Source organism: Allocoleopsis franciscana PCC 7113 (assembly GCF_000317515.1).
Taxonomy (GTDB): domain Bacteria; phylum Cyanobacteriota; class Cyanobacteriia; order Cyanobacteriales; family Coleofasciculaceae; genus Allocoleopsis; species Allocoleopsis franciscana.
In genome coordinates this window covers 2,104,176-2,120,127 of record NC_019738.1, presented here as the reverse complement: position 1 = coordinate 2,120,127, position 15,952 = coordinate 2,104,176, and the positions used below count along the sequence as shown (strand labels likewise).

Annotated in this window: 17 protein-coding genes; 9 read left to right on the top strand and 8 right to left on the bottom strand. The window is 47.2% G+C overall.

All coding sequences use genetic code 11. From position 1 onward, the window contains the following. Nucleotides 1-118: 118 nt before the first annotated feature. Nucleotides 119-784, bottom strand: a complete 666-nt coding sequence (locus tag MIC7113_RS08835; RefSeq protein WP_015181829.1) for an alpha/beta hydrolase — start codon at nucleotides 782-784, stop codon at nucleotides 119-121. Nucleotides 785-1,234: 450 nt separating this feature from the next. Here MIC7113_RS08835 and MIC7113_RS08830 point away from each other — a divergent pair, with 450 nt between their 5' ends. Further along, on the top strand, nucleotides 1,235-1,783 hold the full coding sequence (locus MIC7113_RS08830; protein WP_015181827.1) for a Uma2 family endonuclease: 549 nt from the start codon (nucleotides 1,235-1,237) through the stop codon (nucleotides 1,781-1,783). 96 nt (nucleotides 1,784-1,879) lie between these two features. On the opposite strand, the gene MIC7113_RS08825 is transcribed toward MIC7113_RS08830, so the two are convergent. Together MIC7113_RS08825 and MIC7113_RS34580 are read right to left on the bottom strand one after the other, a co-directional pair. Then, on the bottom strand, nucleotides 1,880-2,824 hold the full coding sequence (locus tag MIC7113_RS08825; protein WP_015181826.1) for an isoaspartyl peptidase/L-asparaginase: 945 nt from the start codon (nucleotides 2,822-2,824) through the stop codon (nucleotides 1,880-1,882). Nucleotides 2,825-2,958: 134 nt separating this feature from the next. Then, complete coding sequence (locus tag MIC7113_RS34580; protein ID WP_015181825.1) at nucleotides 2,959-3,111, bottom strand: DUF2256 domain-containing protein; 153 nt, start codon at nucleotides 3,109-3,111, stop codon at nucleotides 2,959-2,961. 128 nt (nucleotides 3,112-3,239) lie between these two features. Between MIC7113_RS34580 and MIC7113_RS08820 the strand changes: the two genes are divergently transcribed. Beyond that, a complete protein-coding gene (locus tag MIC7113_RS08820; protein ID WP_015181824.1) occupies nucleotides 3,240-4,061 on the top strand; it encodes an RNA methyltransferase in 822 nt (273 codons plus the stop codon). Nucleotides 4,062-4,202: 141 nt separating this feature from the next. Next, entirely contained in the window at nucleotides 4,203-6,053 is a 1,851-nt protein-coding gene (locus tag MIC7113_RS33170) for a hydrolase (RefSeq protein WP_015181823.1), read from the top strand. Nucleotides 6,054-6,111: 58 nt separating this feature from the next. Here the strand turns inward: MIC7113_RS33170 and MIC7113_RS08810 are convergent, their stop codons facing one another. The 3 genes from MIC7113_RS08810 to MIC7113_RS08800 form a co-directional block, all read right to left on the bottom strand. Then, entirely contained in the window at nucleotides 6,112-7,170 is a 1,059-nt protein-coding gene (locus tag MIC7113_RS08810; protein WP_015181822.1) for a DMT family transporter, read from the bottom strand. 293 nt (nucleotides 7,171-7,463) lie between these two features. Continuing rightward, nucleotides 7,464-8,483: a GTPase ObgE gene (obgE, locus tag MIC7113_RS08805; protein WP_015181821.1), complete on the bottom strand. Its 1,020-nt coding sequence runs from the start codon at nucleotides 8,481-8,483 to the stop codon at nucleotides 7,464-7,466. A 101-nt stretch (nucleotides 8,484-8,584) separates the two neighbouring features. After that, a complete protein-coding gene (locus MIC7113_RS08800) occupies nucleotides 8,585-9,289 on the bottom strand; it encodes a DUF533 domain-containing protein (RefSeq protein WP_015181820.1) in 705 nt (234 codons plus the stop codon). Nucleotides 9,290-9,395: 106 nt separating this feature from the next. On the opposite strand from MIC7113_RS08800, the gene MIC7113_RS08795 reads away from it, so the two are divergent. Then, the gene (locus MIC7113_RS08795) at nucleotides 9,396-9,764 is read left to right on the top strand and encodes an EamA family transporter (RefSeq protein WP_015181819.1); all 369 of its coding nucleotides are present in this window, start codon (nucleotides 9,396-9,398) and stop codon (nucleotides 9,762-9,764) included. A 69-nt stretch (nucleotides 9,765-9,833) separates the two neighbouring features. Further along, a complete protein-coding gene (locus MIC7113_RS08790; protein ID WP_015181818.1) occupies nucleotides 9,834-11,459 on the top strand; it encodes a glycosyltransferase family 39 protein in 1,626 nt (541 codons plus the stop codon). 33 nt (nucleotides 11,460-11,492) lie between these two features. On the opposite strand, the gene MIC7113_RS08785 is transcribed toward MIC7113_RS08790, so the two are convergent. Both MIC7113_RS08785 and MIC7113_RS08780 read right to left on the bottom strand, forming a co-directional pair. After that, nucleotides 11,493-11,699 carry a hypothetical protein gene (locus MIC7113_RS08785; protein ID WP_015181817.1) on the bottom strand — a complete coding sequence of 69 codons (207 nt, stop codon included), beginning with the start codon at nucleotides 11,697-11,699 and terminating at the stop codon, nucleotides 11,493-11,495. An 8-nt stretch (nucleotides 11,700-11,707) separates the two neighbouring features. Further along, nucleotides 11,708-12,766 carry a M28 family peptidase gene (locus MIC7113_RS08780; protein ID WP_015181816.1) on the bottom strand — a complete coding sequence of 353 codons (1,059 nt, stop codon included), beginning with the start codon at nucleotides 12,764-12,766 and terminating at the stop codon, nucleotides 11,708-11,710. Between the two features lie 168 nt (nucleotides 12,767-12,934). On the opposite strand from MIC7113_RS08780, the gene MIC7113_RS08775 reads away from it, so the two are divergent. From MIC7113_RS08775 to MIC7113_RS08760, 4 genes are all read left to right on the top strand, one after another. Then, entirely contained in the window at nucleotides 12,935-13,855 is a 921-nt protein-coding gene (locus tag MIC7113_RS08775; RefSeq protein ID WP_015181815.1) for a CPBP family intramembrane glutamic endopeptidase, read from the top strand. Between the two features lie 18 nt (nucleotides 13,856-13,873). Continuing rightward, entirely contained in the window at nucleotides 13,874-14,308 is a 435-nt protein-coding gene (locus MIC7113_RS33165) for a hypothetical protein (RefSeq protein ID WP_015181814.1), read from the top strand. Nucleotides 14,309-14,522: 214 nt separating this feature from the next. Next, nucleotides 14,523-15,752, top strand: coding sequence for a DUF4336 domain-containing protein (locus tag MIC7113_RS08765; protein ID WP_015181813.1), 1,230 nt, complete (start codon nucleotides 14,523-14,525; stop codon nucleotides 15,750-15,752). Then, a complete protein-coding gene (locus MIC7113_RS08760; RefSeq protein WP_041779955.1) occupies nucleotides 15,749-15,940 on the top strand; it encodes a hypothetical protein in 192 nt (63 codons plus the stop codon). Before MIC7113_RS08765 ends, MIC7113_RS08760 begins: the two co-directional genes overlap by 4 nt. Nucleotides 15,941-15,952 lie beyond the last annotated feature (12 nt).

Below are 15,952 nucleotides of genomic sequence, written 5' to 3'. Positions count from 1 at the left end.
CATCGCATCCCCAAACGGATTTCGCCTGAGCAATCAATGGCTGACTCGGTTATCTCAGGAGGGACTTCCGTGACGAGTTAATGAATTGCGCTGTACTTAGGGCGATCGCACCTCTAGGTTAATGCCTGACTTGGCTAGCCTGAACAGTATCCATTACAAAATTTCGCATTACACCGAAAACGGCGGGTATCACAATATGTCCCATGTCAAATTCTTGATACTCTACGCTTACACCTACTGCTTTTAGAGCTTCTCTGGCACTTTGAGCGGAACTCAATGGCACCATTGGGTCTTGTCTACCATGCACAATTAAGACGGGTGGGAAGGATTTTCCAGATATAGGGGTCGGCTTGGAGTGCAGATAGCCACTGATACACACTAACCCTGCCAAAGGCAACGTTAGACCCACTTCCAGCGTCATTGCACCACCTTGAGAAAATCCGGCTAACACCGTGCGCGACAGGGGAACCCCAGTGCTACTCTCTAGAGACTTCAGCCAGTCTGTCAGCTGCTGCCGACTCGCCGTTAAGCCTTGATCATCACGACTTCGTAGGTTGTACCACATCCTACCGCCATAGGGACTGGAGTAAGGAGCATCAGGGAACAGAAACTGGTATTCGGGAAGAGCGAACATGGGTGCAAAAGGTGCCAACTGTTGGGAGTTGCCTGTAAAGCCATGTAAGCAAACAACCAACCCGACGGGTGATTGACCTTTTGCCGGAGGAACTGAGATGAAATTTAAAGACAAGGACTTATCTCCAGAAGTAGACTTTGTTGGAGCCATGGCAGAAGAAGAATTTCTGTTGCAAGCTTTTAGGAGCAGCGTTGTGGAGAGTATGGCACAGCCTTGTAACAGCAATTGACGCCGACCCAATGCTTTGATTTTCAAGTACTACGACCCCCAATCCAACGCTGCTACCCTGATTATTATTTTGTCGGGGGGCGATCGCCTTGCCATCAGCAAGAGGGCGTAAGTCCTGAGAATGTTGAGCGTCTTTTTGTCAGTCGCCCTATTCAGAAGCTAATCATTGCAACCCTTTTGCATCCTCTGATACAGGCTTTATCCTTAATTTTCACAATTGTCAAGATGAGCGAGTTAGAATGGATTACTTTAACGAAATCAATCTCAATCTGCTCAGACTAGCGATTAAGGTTGAAAGCTTTCTTGTGCATTACTGTTCTAATAGTGCGATCGCGCTAAAGTTGAATCAAAGCTAGGAAGAAATTGCTTGCAATGGTAGCGACTGAAATTCTCTCAAATAGCCCTAAAATCTCCTCTTTAGAAGATTGGATGCAAAACCCCCCAGATAGTACCGAATGGGTCAATGGGGAATTAGTAGAAAAAACTGGCATGACGCTCAAGCATAGTAAAGTACAGGGAAATCTATACTTCTATTGGAGAAGTTATAAAGACTCCAGTGGACAGGGAGGAGAAGTTTATACCGATGTCCCCTGCCGAACTAATAAGCAGGGACGCTTTCCTGATGTTGCCTATCTCACTCCTGAATTAGTCACACAGTACGGCGATGCGAAAGTACTTCCCCAGAGTTTTCCCTTGAGTGCCGAGATTGTTTCACCTACAGATTTGGCTGAAGATGTTATTGCTAAAGCCCAAGAATATTTACAGTCAGGTGGTGAAGAAGTATGGCTAATTTATCCAGAGAATCGATGGATTATTGTGGCGACTGAAAACTCTAGGCAAATCTTTATTTCTGGTGAGGTGGTGAATACCCAGAAAATTTTATTGGGTTTTAGTATTTCAGTAGATGAATTATTAGCTTAAAGAGCGATCAATCTGTTGATAGTTAATCGTAATGCACTCTCAACAAAAATCCCCACCCTCTGAAGGCAGGGATTCTTTAATCTTTATTGATAAACCCTAAGACACAAAACCGATGAGTTCCTCATTTTGCCATTCCAAGGTGTCTCCAATTTGATTGCCATCATGATAGGCAGCAAGCAGAACTTGACTGGTTTTACCCCAGGCGATCGCACCTGTTGCATCCAGTGAGATCGCCGCAAAATCTCGCCCGTGTTCTTTGGCTTCTGTAAACGAACGCTGCATCGCCTCAACCAGGGATAACCCATCGGTGACGCGCACTACAATCCTCGCTGCCAAACACTCATCAATGATGTCTTCCCCAATCCCTGTACAGCTTACTGCGGCATGGCGGGAGGCGTAATTGCCCGCAGGCATTGCCGAATCACTGACGCGACCAATCCGTTCAAAGCCTTTGCCACCCGTCGATGTCCCCACCGCCAGACGCCCCTGACTATCTAAAACTACAACCCCAATGGTGCCGCGTCCATCTTCCGAAGCTGTCACCAGTTCTTTTTCGGCAACAACTCCTGCCATCTCCTTCTCAAAATTGCCCTGCCGTTCTAGCATCCACTCCTGCAATCGGAGATCAGTTAGGGGATTATAAGTAGGAGTATTGAGTTCTCGCATCAATTCACCTGACCCATAATCCGAGAGTACGCGATCGGGGGAGCTTTGCAAGAATTCTGCCAGGTTAATGGGATTTTGGACTCGTGAGACATTAATCACCCCACTAAATCGCTGGACACTCCCCTGCATCAACGACGCACTCATGCGGATTTGCCCATCCGATTGCAGCACTGAACCCGTTCCTGCATTAAAGCGAGGGTCATCCTCCAGCAATTGGCAGCCGAGTACCACCGCCTCTGTGGCATCAGCACCCGTTAACAATAAAGAGTAAACCTCTTCAATAACTTTATAGAGCGACTTGCGGACAACATCAGCTCCCGCTTTGCCTTTAAGAGAACTACCAGCACCGCCGTGAATAATAAGTTTAGGTTGCATCTGTTATGTCTTGACTGTGATCCATTGAAAGGTTGAGATTTTTACTTTAATCGCAAAGTATTCGTTGGGCGAGGCTGTCATATTGCCCTATTTCTTGTTTCAAGAGGCTTTGCAGCCTCTTTTGAGGAATGACCTTAACTGGCTTTGGACTTACGTCGGCGACAGCGTTCTGAGCAGTATTTCACCTCATCCCAACAATCCGCCCATTTTTTGCGCCAAGTGAAGGGAAGTCCGCAGACGAGACAAGTTTTTTGAGGCAAGTCAGATTTGGAACGCTGGCGTGCCATGCTAAGTTGGCGGTAAAATGACTGGTCTAATTGTAAAAAACTGTTAATCAATTTGTAAAGAACGATGTAAATGTTGGAAGCCAATCAACTCGGCTCAGTAGCTGACTTAGCTAAGGGAGTGACAAAGGATGACATCCTCCAATCCGGATGGGGGAGAACCTGAAATGAAGTTAGACAACGTCAAAATTATCTTAGTCGAGCCAGCTGGTCCGTTGAATGTGGGTTCTGTGGCGCGGGTGATGAAGAATATGGGACTGCATCAATTGGTGTTAGTCAATCCTCAGTGCGATCCCTTCGGAATCGAGGCACGGCAGATGGCGGTTCATGGCAGGGATATTTTGGACGCTGCCCAGCAAGTGCCAACGTTACCAGATGCCTTAAAGGGGTGTCAACGTGCGATCGCCACCACAGCCCGTAGCCGTGCCCTACCCACGCCACTCGAACCCCCTAGAACAGCACTTCCTTGGTTATTAGAACCAGGTATCACTTCGGCCTTAATTTTTGGTCGCGAAGACCGTGGATTGAGCAATGTTGAACTCAACTATGCCCAGCGATTTGTGGGGATTCCTTCTAGTTCCGAATATGCTTCGTTAAACTTGGCACAAGCTGTTGCGATTTGCTGTTACGAACTTTACCAAAGTACTCAAACATTATCCTCACCAGCCCACATTCTGAATCGAGTCCCCCCACCCCAGACAGGCGAAACGGCTCCATTAGACGTTTTGGAAGGTTACTATGAACACCTGGAAACGGTATTGTTAAAAATCGGTTATCTTTATCCCCATACGGCTCAATCCCGCTTGGAAAAATTCCGGCGGCTGTTGAATCGAGCAACGCCAACCTCAGAGGAAGTGTCGATGCTCCGAGGAATTCTCCGTCAAATGGAATGGGCGCTACAATCACTACCAAAGTCTGATGTTGTGGAGGGTAACTCGTCTCAGGAGTCTTAAAATAGGCTGGAGCTGATCAATTAAATGTTAAATTCAGTGGGTCAACCGTCTATAAAAGAAATTAGGTAGGTCGATGCAACAAACCTGAGAAGTTGTGTTTAGTTATGCCTACCTGCGTAGTGGTGTTGGAGGTGTGATTCGGTGGCAGCGTTTATAGATAATAGGGGTCAGTCAGAAAATTCCCCAGTAGAACAACAAGAGCGGCGAATGCGATTGCGTCGTCGCCAGCGTCGAACCTTGCAAAAACAGATTTTTGAGCAGGAAGTGCCTCCCTTACCCTCCCCCCAACCGCCTCAGCGGAGCTTTGGGAAATCGATCCTGCGCCGATTGTCCACGGTGCCGAGGTCAACGCGACCTCCTTTAGAGCCGCCAAGACCCCGAATTCCTCGACCCCAGAGGATACAACCGAGTTCTTCCATCCATTCTTCGGTGCCGCCGTTGCGACCTGTTTCTGCTATTAACCCTCAGCGACCATCTACGACAGCTCAGGAGTCAACGTTTTTACCCCAGTCTAACCCCAGAGAGTTCAGAACTCAGACGCCTGGATACCGCAGGGAAGAACAGGGGTCGAATTTAAGTGCACGGGTGAATCCGTGGCAGGTTCAACCCAAAACCCCATCTCCCCTATCCCCCTTACCTAGGGTGGGAAGCCAAACGCCCCAATCTCTGGACACGCACCAGGGAGCTAAAAGACGTGAAGGCGCAAGCCTACCTATCCGTCGGGAGGTTCGAGCCGAGGGTTCGGCGTTATCAGCGTTGAACGTTCTGAAGAATTCGAGCAAGCGTCGTCGAGAGCATCACCCTTTCCGAACAGCCGCCCCTGTCGCTGCCCCAATTTCAGAAGGGCAAGCCAGTTATAGACGAGTTAGCGTCAAATCTGGCTCCTCAACCGCCAAAAATCCAATCAAGGGGACAGCGAAGCGCTCCCCCAAACCAAAGCGTCCTGTGCACCCGTTCGTTTATATCATCCGCCTACTGATTCTAGGAATTGGCATTGGCGCGATCGCAGGAACCCTGTTATCGGCGTTACATCCAGCAACACAAGCATCCGTTAAAGTCAATAATGACCAGGCTAAACCTCAAGTCAAAGATACCCCCAGTCCTGCTAGCCCGGTAACACCCCTGGCGCTGACTCAGGAAATCTTGTCGTTGAAATCCCAGATACAAACTCTCGCCGCGAATAATCCTAAATTGCAACCGGGCGTCTTTATCGTTGACATCAATACAGGAACTTATATCGACATCAATAGCCGCTCTCCCGTGCCTGCCGCGAGTACGATTAAGGTACCCATTTTAGTGGCTTTATTTAAGGAAGTTGATGAAGGCAAAATTCGCTTAGATGAAAGCTTAACCCTGCAATCGGAAATGATTGCCACAGGTTCGGGCAATTTGCAGTACCAAAAGCCAGGAGCCAAGTTCACGGTTCTAGAGTTGGCGACGAAGATGATCACGATTAGTGATAATACGGCGACGAATATGCTTATCGCTCGCCTTGGGGGTATAGAGGCACTCAATCAACGCTTCCGTGCTTGGGGATTGACTACAACAGTTCTCCGCAATGCCTTACCGGATTTAGAGGGCACGAATACCGCCAGCCCTCAGGAACTGGCGGCTTTGATGGCAATGATCAATCAAGGGCAGTTAGTATCACTGCCCTCGCGCGATCGCATTCTCAGTATCATGCAGAGCAATGAAATCAACTCTCTACTGCCCCAAGGACTAGGCAGTGGTGCCATCATTGCCCATAAAACTGGCAATATTGGCGCATTGCTGGCGGATGTGGGTTTGGTGAATATGCCCAGTGGCAAGAGCTACATCATTTCCGTAATGGTGCAACGTCCTTTTAATGATGACAGTGCCCAAGAGCTGATTCGCAAGATTTCTAAAACGGCCTATGAGTATTTCAATCAACCTCAAGTTAGTCCAAGTACAAGCTCTATGCCTTCGGATACTACAGCAACCGGAAACCGTGCCGTTGCATTAGATCAATAAGATCTGTCCAAAAGTCAGCTCGCCATTCTGCGTCAAGGCACGGCATCACGAATGGTGATCAAATTCCTTTAAATCCGACTTCCATATCTTGTTCTTTATCAGAACTAATTGGGGGAGTGGTGGGGAGTTTGCGTGGCATCCGAGCAACGCCAATCTGGTTCAAAATGATGCCGAAGATAATGACGCTACCTCCGATATATTGAGCCATAGTCGGTGATTCACCCAAAATCAAATAAGCTGCCAAAATTCCTGCCAGTGGACTAAAGGCGCTAGCCAACGAAACATCCGATGCGTCAGTTGTTTTTAAACCGGTAAACCAACATAATTGACCCCCAACGATAATCACCACACTATAAATTGCCATCCACTGCCATAAAAAGGGTGAGAAGACATCTGCAAAATGCACTACACCATAAAGCTTTAATGCGACTGTAAAGAACACGACAGTTCCTAATGCCATCCTAAATAAACTAAACAAGCCCAAAGGAATTTGGCGCAGTTTTACCTTACTAATAATGGTGGAAAAAGCTAAAGAGACAGCCGCGCCTGCCGCCATTAATTCACCTCTTCCGATCTGAAGCCCTCCCCCTCCCATCGTCATCATGCCCGCCTCTGGAGCCTGAAGAACGATGGTTAAGACGACACCAATAAACGAAACAATTGCACCCGCAATGACCCAATAATTCACCCGTTCTCGTAGCAGTAAAATCGATAAAGCCAGAATCAGCGGTGGCTCAATTCGTCCAATTAAAACCACATTATTGACCATCGTCAGGTCGAGGGCAATGAAAAATAAGGCTGGGGCGAGAGCACCGGAGAGGATAGCGACTGTACTCAAACCAAGCCAATCGCTCCATGAGAGCTGTTTGAAGGACTGAACATTCAACTGTTTACCGTAAATTAAACTGAGGGTAATCAGAGCGCAGAGATTACCCACAAACAAAACATTGCAAAAAGAAATCGGATTTCTGCCATCAATTAAGTTTTGTGCCCCAATTTCTGTTAGCTTGCGTGTAATGGAGTTCGCTGAAGCAAAGATTAGGATCGCAAACAATAGATAGGCTCGTCCTGGAATTCGATAGGTCAAACTTTTGACACGAGCAATGAGTTTTGACATGAACAATCGACTCTTACAACAAGAACTAGCACAAATTATTGCTGAAATTGAGCGATTATCACCCTTTCTAAGCTAAAGTGCATTTAACTTGTACATTCTAAACACAAGATAAAAACGCTCAATCCTCTCCCCAGCTCCCCCGCAGCCTCAATAGGCAAATTAAATGCGTAACAGCTTACCCTCTCCTCCCCCTTTCGGGGTGTTCTCTGCGCGTGGAGTGGTTCGTTAAAAACCATCATTTCCAGCCATTACACCAACTCACTCCCACCTCCAACCCATACTCCAGGACACAATCAAGCCAAACTCGGTAACTCCGTCGCCGTCAACTGCTCTAGAGACTGCCAGATTTTTGACAACAGAGCATCTAAACCTATTTGAGCCACCGCTGAAATCTGAAAAACAGGCACCTGTGTCAATTGATTCAACTGAATCGCCAAAGCTTCAGCCGTCTCCGAATCAATCGCATCTACCTTATTGAGAGCTAGAATTTGAGGACGTTCTGCCAACCCTCTACCATAAGCATGTAACTCCTGTTGAATCGTGTGATAATTGCCAATCGGGTCATCCGCCGTCGCATCAATTAAATGCAACAACAAACGAGTACGCTCAATATGGCGCAAGAAATCGTGCCCTAATCCCGTCCCCAGATGTGCCCCCTCAATTAACCCAGGAATATCCGCAAAAACAGTGCCATCCCCATTGGGTTTACGCACAACACCCAAATTCGGCACCAGCGTGGTAAACGGGTAATCCGCAATTTTCGGTCGTGCGGCGGAAAGTGACGCAATCAAAGTAGACTTTCCCGCATTGGGTAGGCCAATAATACCCACCTCTGCCAACAGCTTCAACTCCATCCGCAAGCGGCGATGTTCTCCCGCAAGTCCAGGTAAAGCATACTCTGGTGCTCGGTTGCGATTGCTCAGGAAGTGCTGGTTCCCCAAGCCTCCTTTACCACCTTTCGCCACACAAAACGTTTGTCCCGGTTCCACCAAATCTACCAGGACTTCATCGGTATCGGCATCATAAACCATCGTGCCGCAGGGAACTTGAATCGTGCGATCCTTGCCATCTGCCCCTGTGCGATTATTGGGGCCTCCCCGTCCGCCATTTTCGGCTTCAAATCGATGAGCATACCGGAAATCCAGCAGCGTTTGCAGGTTTTCCACCGCCCTTAAGATGACATCGCCGCCGCGTCCCCCATTGCCACCAGACGGCCCTCCCGCAGGCACATACTTCTCCCGCCGAAACGCAACGATTCCATCGCCGCCCTTCCCGGCTTCTACTTCAACTTCGGCTTGATCGATAAATTGCATAGTTCGTTTGTTGTGAAGGGTTACAGATTAGCAGGCTAGCCAGTTGAACATTAGGGTTTGAACCTTAAATTTCCATCTTCAACGGTTTAACTCCTGACTCTTTAACAATACGGCGAAATATCTTCACCAACGTCATCCGCGAGATACGATAACGCCCGGAAGCGCAAACTGACTAATTGCTCATAGAGCGGATTGAGCTTGCACATCGGCGGAATGTGGACAATTTTGCGACCAAATAACTTCACATCCCGTTCAAACGGACACTGCGGCGGAATCATCTTGCAGATAAATCGTGCCACTCGTGGGTCGTGCATTTCCATGCCCTCTAACCAGTTCCGTACCGGTTGCAGCACGTCGGAATGGGGATGAGGTGACATTCCCGGCTGTTGAGCCTTGTCATGGGCCAAGTCAGCCGACGGACTTACCTGACGGTTGTCGAACAGTGTAATCTCTAAGGCATCGAGTATGTCTGCCTTCAACTCCAGCGCTTGACAAAACCCTTGAAGTACGCTTGCTTCTGTCGCGGAATATACGCCATCCGCCAATGCCACCATCACAGCCGTTCTTAAAAAATTCTCTGCCGTTGCCGTATTTTTACCCAAAGCGGCTACGAGTTCAGATGATTTAATTGGCTCATCCAGCGACTGCCAATCTGTCGCCGGATCGAGTTCCTCTTGAGCGATTTGCCCCAATATCTCTTGCTCTTCGGGGTCAAAATGACCATCGGCCCAAGCAACGGTGAATAAACCTCGTAACCAAGCGGTGATTTGCTCTTGTGTGTAAGGAGAGTGAGTAAAACTTGTCATAACCATCTCAATTAAGGCTACGGAGGTTATTGTATTAGCAAATCTGGGGAACGTCTCTAACCAATGTAAACTAAGAGACTGAAAAACTCCTACTCCGGCTACTTTTGTGACCTTAAAAGAATTCGGGCTTTTTTTATTGGCCATTTTTACAAGCGCCGCCGGACAATTGTGCCTGAAATTTGGGGCGATGCGACTAGGGAAAGTCAACGCGACCAATTGGCTGAGTCATCTTTTGGCTGTGTTCACGACGCCAGAACTACTAGTGGGTTTATGTTTCTACGGGATTGGAGCTTTGGTTTATATTTTACTGCTCACGCGGGTCAATCTCAGCGTCGCGGGGCCTTCTGCGGCTTTGATTTACGTCTTTTCAGTCATGATGGGTTACTTTTTCTTTCAAGAAGCGATTCCCTTGAGTCGCTCTGTAGGCTTAGGTTTAATTATCTGTGGCGTCCTGTTGGTGATTTGGCAGAAATGATAGTAATTACCAGCCCCAAGACGGAGTTTTCTGGGATGTCATTTCTGATATAGACAAGGACAAGACAGCATGGCAAATAAGCCGAATCATCTGATTGAAAGTCGCCTACGATACATACCCTGGTTTCGCTATTTCATTGTGGTTTTATTGCTGCTGGGAATATTTTTTCGATTTTACAATTTAGACCGAAAAAACTACTGGAATGATGAGGTTTACACCTCGTTGCGGATTTCAGGCTACACCAAAGCGGAGTTGCTCAAGCAAGTTACAAATCGTGCGATCGCCAGTCCTGAGTGGCAGAAGTATCAGCGATTCACGCCGGAAAAAAACTGGGGTAATGTACTCGATTCCCTGATTGAAGACGTTCACCCGCCGCTTTATATCCCCCTTGTCCGTCTTTGGGCGATGACCTTTGGTAGTTCCGTCTGGGTCATCCGCAGCTTATCTGCCGTCTTTAGTATTTTGGCATTTCCTTGCCTCTATTGGCTGTGTTTAGAACTGTTTGAATCGCCACAAGTGGGATGGGTGGCGATCGCTCTCATGGCTGTCTCCCCGTTTCACGTTCTGTATGCACAGGAAGCACGCCAATATAGTCTATGGACTGTCACTATTTTACTTTCTAATGCCTCACTGTTGTGGGCGATACGACACAAGAACAAGTTAGGTTGGGTAATGTATGGAGCAACAGTAGCGCTAGGATTCTACACCCATTATTTTGCTCTATTCGTGCAGATTGCCCACGGCATCTATATTGCCGCAATCGAAGGTATTCGTCGCGGAAAAACCTTCATTGCTTACTTATTCGCCTGTTTTGGCGGTATACTGATCGGCCTGCCGTGGTTGCTTGTTGCCGAGAAGTTTGGAGGGGCAGAGTACACCGCTAGAAAAGTGCCTTTTTTTACGATTCCCCAACGATGGGCACTCAATATTAGCTCCCTGTTTTTTGATGCCCAAATTGATTACCGTCAGCAATTGTTTGATGTTTGTTTTAATGATGGGTTTCAGCTTCGTTGCAATGACGTTCAACTTCAGTGGACAAGTTTATCCACCTATCTTGTTTTGCTGATTGTCATTTTAGTGGGATATTCTCTTTACTTTTTGTACCGCCAATCTCCCATGCGAGTTTGGGTCTTTGTCTTTTCTTTAATTGGCGCAGAAGTCTTATTTTTATTACTTCCCGATTTAGTCTTTCGGGGGCAGCGTTCAACGATTGGTCGATACTTAATTCCCTGCTATATAGGGATTCAGATTGCTGTGGCTTACTTCTTTACGGTTAAAATTACTAACAAATTTATTCAAAAATGGCAACAAAAATTATGGAAGTCTATTTTAATTGTCTTAATTTCACTGGGAATTTTATCCTGTGCTATAAGTTCTCAAGCCCAGACATGGTGGATTAAATATAGTAGCTATTATGAACCCCAAGTCGGTGAAATTATCAATCGAGCGGTTACTCCAATTGTTGTTGTTGAAGACCCCATTCGTTTAATGGGTTTAAGCTATTTAGTTGCACCTCAAGTCAAGTTCCAACGAATCGATACCAATAGTCCTGAAATTCTTAGCGGTTTTAGCGATACGTTCTTGTATCGACCGTCTCAACAATTACGACAAGAACTTGAGCAGAAGCAGCACTACAAACTACAACCCGTTTATGAGCAGGGATATCTCTGGCGCATAGAAAATAGCCCATCGTGATTGCAGTTGATTGCATTTGAAAATCATGATTAACTAACTGCGATCGCTCTCTATTATCTGATTATCCGACGGTAGCGATCGCTTAAAAAATGCCACTAGCTCACTTGAATCATTTACCACTGAAATTAATTCCCAACCCAAATCTCCCAAGTGATTCATGTTTCGCCAAATACCAGTGGATGTTTGATACTCCCCCTTGGCGTTAGCATAGACGGTTAGATACTCAAAGCGCTGCATCATTTCTTGGTTTACTGCTGGGGTTGACTCAATCCTGATAAATCTGCGATCGCACGTTCCAATCCTGCAACCACCCGTGCCAAGCGATCGTAGTCTACTTTATCAGGGGTATCATCTAACGTGTGATAATAGGGATAACGAAACGGAGCTGTATCCGTAATCATCAACCCTGGATAGCCCTGCTGCCAAAACGACCACTGGTCTGACCACCCCACACCTGTAACAAAGCCAGGAAGCGCAGCACCCTCTGAGGGAAATTGGGTATGACGGCGGAAAGAAGCAATCACCTCTCTCACCAATCCTCCAGAAGCTGCATTGCCAATAAAAGCGATAAAGTTTCCCTGAAGCGGATAAAACGCCGAGAGGGGAGCAGGGTAATTCTGACTACCAATCTTGTCAGAGTAGTAACCCATTGTTTCCAGACTGAGCATGGCAACCACTTTTTCTTTGCGATCTTTGCAGCGTTTAGCATAAACGAAACTACCCATATTTTCTGTCCAGAAAAAGGGAGGTTCTTCATTGACAAACTCGACAAACCGTAAAGTACGGGAAGGTTTTTTATCCGCAAACAAACGCGCCAACTCCAATGTCGCGACAGCACCCGTGCCATTATCGTTTGCTCCAGGACTACCAAACACCGAGTCATAGTGACCACCCACAATCACAATTTCATCGGCTCGGTCAGTACCCGGAATTTCGACTTCAAGATTGTAGTAAGTTTGGTTGTCAACCGTATATCCCTGCTGTTGTACTGGATATCCCGTCGTAGCCAAGGAGGATTTAAGGAAATCTGCCGCCGCCGTCAAACTTTTGTAGTTTAGGTAATGGCGTTGTCCAATTTCACCAGCCAGCTTTTCCAAATCTTTTCTCAGGGTGTTACGTAGCGCGACTTCCTTTGGAGTCAACGGCGGCAACGACCCCTGAAAGCTTTTTCCTGGCATCTGAATCATGGCAAACCATCCCCAGTTAATGAGAATACTCAAAATAATAGCGAGAATCGTTAACCGAAGCAGTGCAGCTCGATTCACCCATGGCAGGCGCAACAGTAGATTTTTAGGTGTCTCACGCATTTTTTTGGGAAATGGACTTGGTCAGCAGCATTCTCATCCATACTGGCAGATTTATAATAGCGCGAGCAGCAACTCCACATACAGCAAAACTGCCTGATGTCATGCTGATTTAAAAGAGTTCGGGCACATAGCGGGTTGATTAAAAAACTTATTATTGAGGCATAAATTATGAGTCAAAGTTACTTAGATGTCGCACGACAAGGCAAGAATAGTTGGTGGCGTTATCTGTTAGGAATACTCTTTATTCTTTTCCTTTGGATCATTGTGGGGAGTATTGTTTCATTAATTGTTGGCAGTATTCTCTTAACTATTCATCTCAATCAAACTGGATTGAATTCTGAAGCCTTGCAGCAGCCATCTCAGCAGCAATTATTATCGTTTTTGAAAACTCCTTCAGTCGGAGCTTATGTTACTGTTAATATCCCTTTCATATTTTTCGGTTTAGCTATCTTATTAGTGGTCATCGGGTTGCACCGACGCCCATTCCGTACCCTCATCAGTGCCGATAGCTCTGTTAATTTCAAACGTTTGTTGAGAGGATTTTTGGTTTGGTTTTTGATATCGACCATTCTCATACCAGTGGACTATTTGCTAAATTCTCAAAACTATGTGTTTTCTTTTAATCCAGCCCAATGGTTTCTGCTCCTTCCCCTAGCTCTAGTACTCACCCCGATCCAAACTTCAGCCGAAGAATTCTTTTTTCGGGGATATTTGCTTCAGGGATTAGGTTTGCTTACCAGGCAACGGTTTGTACTCATTATTGTGAGTTCCCTCCTATTTGCAATTCCGCATTTTGTGAACCCCGAAATGCAACGAGGAGCCGTGTGGCTAGCCCTGCTTTATTTTGCATTTGGTGTGTTTCTGACTGTGATTACGCTAAAAGACAATAGACTAGAGTTAGCCTTAGGTGTCCACGCGGCTAATAATCTTCGTTTTTTGTTTCTCAGTACCAAAGATTCTGCCCTTCCTGCTCCTGCAATATGGATTTTGAATGATCCAGGTGATCCAAGGCTGGATTTAGTTGTATTTCTGGTACAGAGTGCAATATTTTATTATGTGTTCTTTGGTAGGAGAAAAAACAAGGCGTAAGGTTTTTAGAGGAAAAATATGAAATCGAATCATTTTTTAGCTCAAATAGGATTTACTTTAATAGGATTGTATTTCCTAATAAATCCTCGAATCAGTTTCTCTCAAACCAACCTTAATGCTCAGCTCCGGCAAGCGTTATGTAGCCAAAACTGGGGGCAAGCGATCGAAATTCTCGATCAGATGAAGAGTGCGGCAGACCCTCAATATAGATCGCAAATCAATCTGTACCGTGCGCGAGTACAAGCTCTCGCTAGAGAAAACGTTAAGGTTTCTAAATCCATAGATAGTTGTTCCGCTCCGTCTTCACCAAGCTCAGCTCCAGCTAATCCCTCTATTCCTCCTACACCGAGCAGTGATATTCCCCCAGCGCCCAGCACGAATACACCTGTGCCACCCAGCAGTGATTTTGCCCCTTCAGTGCTCCCTAACCTTCCCCCTCCACCTCCTCTGTAGTAAGTGACAATACGAGGAAAACAGTGCTTCATTATAGGCGAGGAGGTTACCTCAGCTCATGATTGGGGTAGTCTGTGAATGTAATGGTACCAAAACCCGCGATCGCATCTCTATCCAGTTGCGGAGATGAGAGAGCTTAGCCAACAATTTGCTAAACTTCAGCTTCTAGAGCTTAGATCAAAATATGTTGAACGTTGGGAATTAAGTAGGGACGATGGCAGCGCAGGAAATGCAGGGGCAACAGAGCATCCACCCTAGAGACTGGTCATGGCCTTTCTGGCCTGCTGTGCCACTCTACCCCTACGGCAGGCGGCGGACACTTCGCACAGAAGTGGTGAAGGACACGGTTTGGACATTCGACCAGTTACAGGGCATCCTCTATGTTGTGGTGCCGATTCGCATGAGTGTGGTGAAGCTGGAGGCTGGAGGGCTTTTGGTTTATGCACCGATCGCACCCACAAGGGAATGTATCCGGCTCGTCCAAGAGTTGGTCGATCAGCACGGCGATATTAAGTACATTATCCTACCCACGGTCTCTGGTATTGAACACAAGGTCTTCGTCGGCCCGTTCGCTAGACGCTTTCCCAATGCACAAGTCTTTGTTGCCCCCAACCAATGGAGCTTTCCGTTGAATCTCCCCTTGAGTTGGCTGGGTTTACCCTACAGACGCACTCATCTACTTCCAGATGACAGCAACCAAACCCCCTTTGCTTCTGAGTTTGACTACGCCATACTTGGCCCCATCGAACTGGGGCCGGGGCGGTTTGAGGAAGTGGCATTTTTCCACAAGCGATCGCGTACATTGCTCGTAACCGATTCCGTGCTTTCCGTGCCAGAAGAACCGCCTGCGATCGTCCAACTCGACCCGTACCCCTTGCTATTCCATGCCAAAGACAATGCCTTCGACATCGTTGAGGACAATCGGGCAAACCGCCGCAAGGGATGGCAGCGCATCTCGCTATTTGCCTTTTACTTCCAACCCAGTGCATTGAATGTGGTGAAAATGGGGCAGTCAATTCGGGATGCCCTTCTAGCGCAGGATCGGTCAAGAAAGGCATATTTCGGTTGGTTTCCCTTCAAATGGAAGGATGGCTGGAAGCGATCGTTCGATGCACTACGAGGGGGTGGGCGTCTGTTTGTGGCACCCATTCTGCAAACCCTCATTCTCAACCGAGCACCGAAAGAAACCCTGGACTGGGCGGATCAGGTAGCGAGTTGGAATTTCCAACGGATTATTCCCTGTCACTTTGACTCGCCCATTGAGGTGAACCCCGATCAGTTCCGGCAGGCGTTCAGCTTCCTGAAGAAAGAAACCTCCGTCGGTGAAGGCTTAACAGGGAGTGGAACTCACCCCTTACCAGAGGAGGACTTTGAACTCTTGAGAGAACTCGATGAGAAATTGAACCGATTCCGTATTACGCCGCCCCCCCAGGAAAAGGTGTGAGATCACTCCCGGCCGAAGCCCCGGAGCTTTTGATTTTGCAACGGTTGGAAGCAGTTGCGTGTTCTAAGGAGGCTGAACATCTGGGATTGGACTTTGGACAAAGGCAGATCGCTTGGCGACTAACAGACGCGAATTCAAGTAGGGGCGCGGCGACACAAATATTTCGGATTGACGACAAGGGTGGATGATTCCGTGCCCCT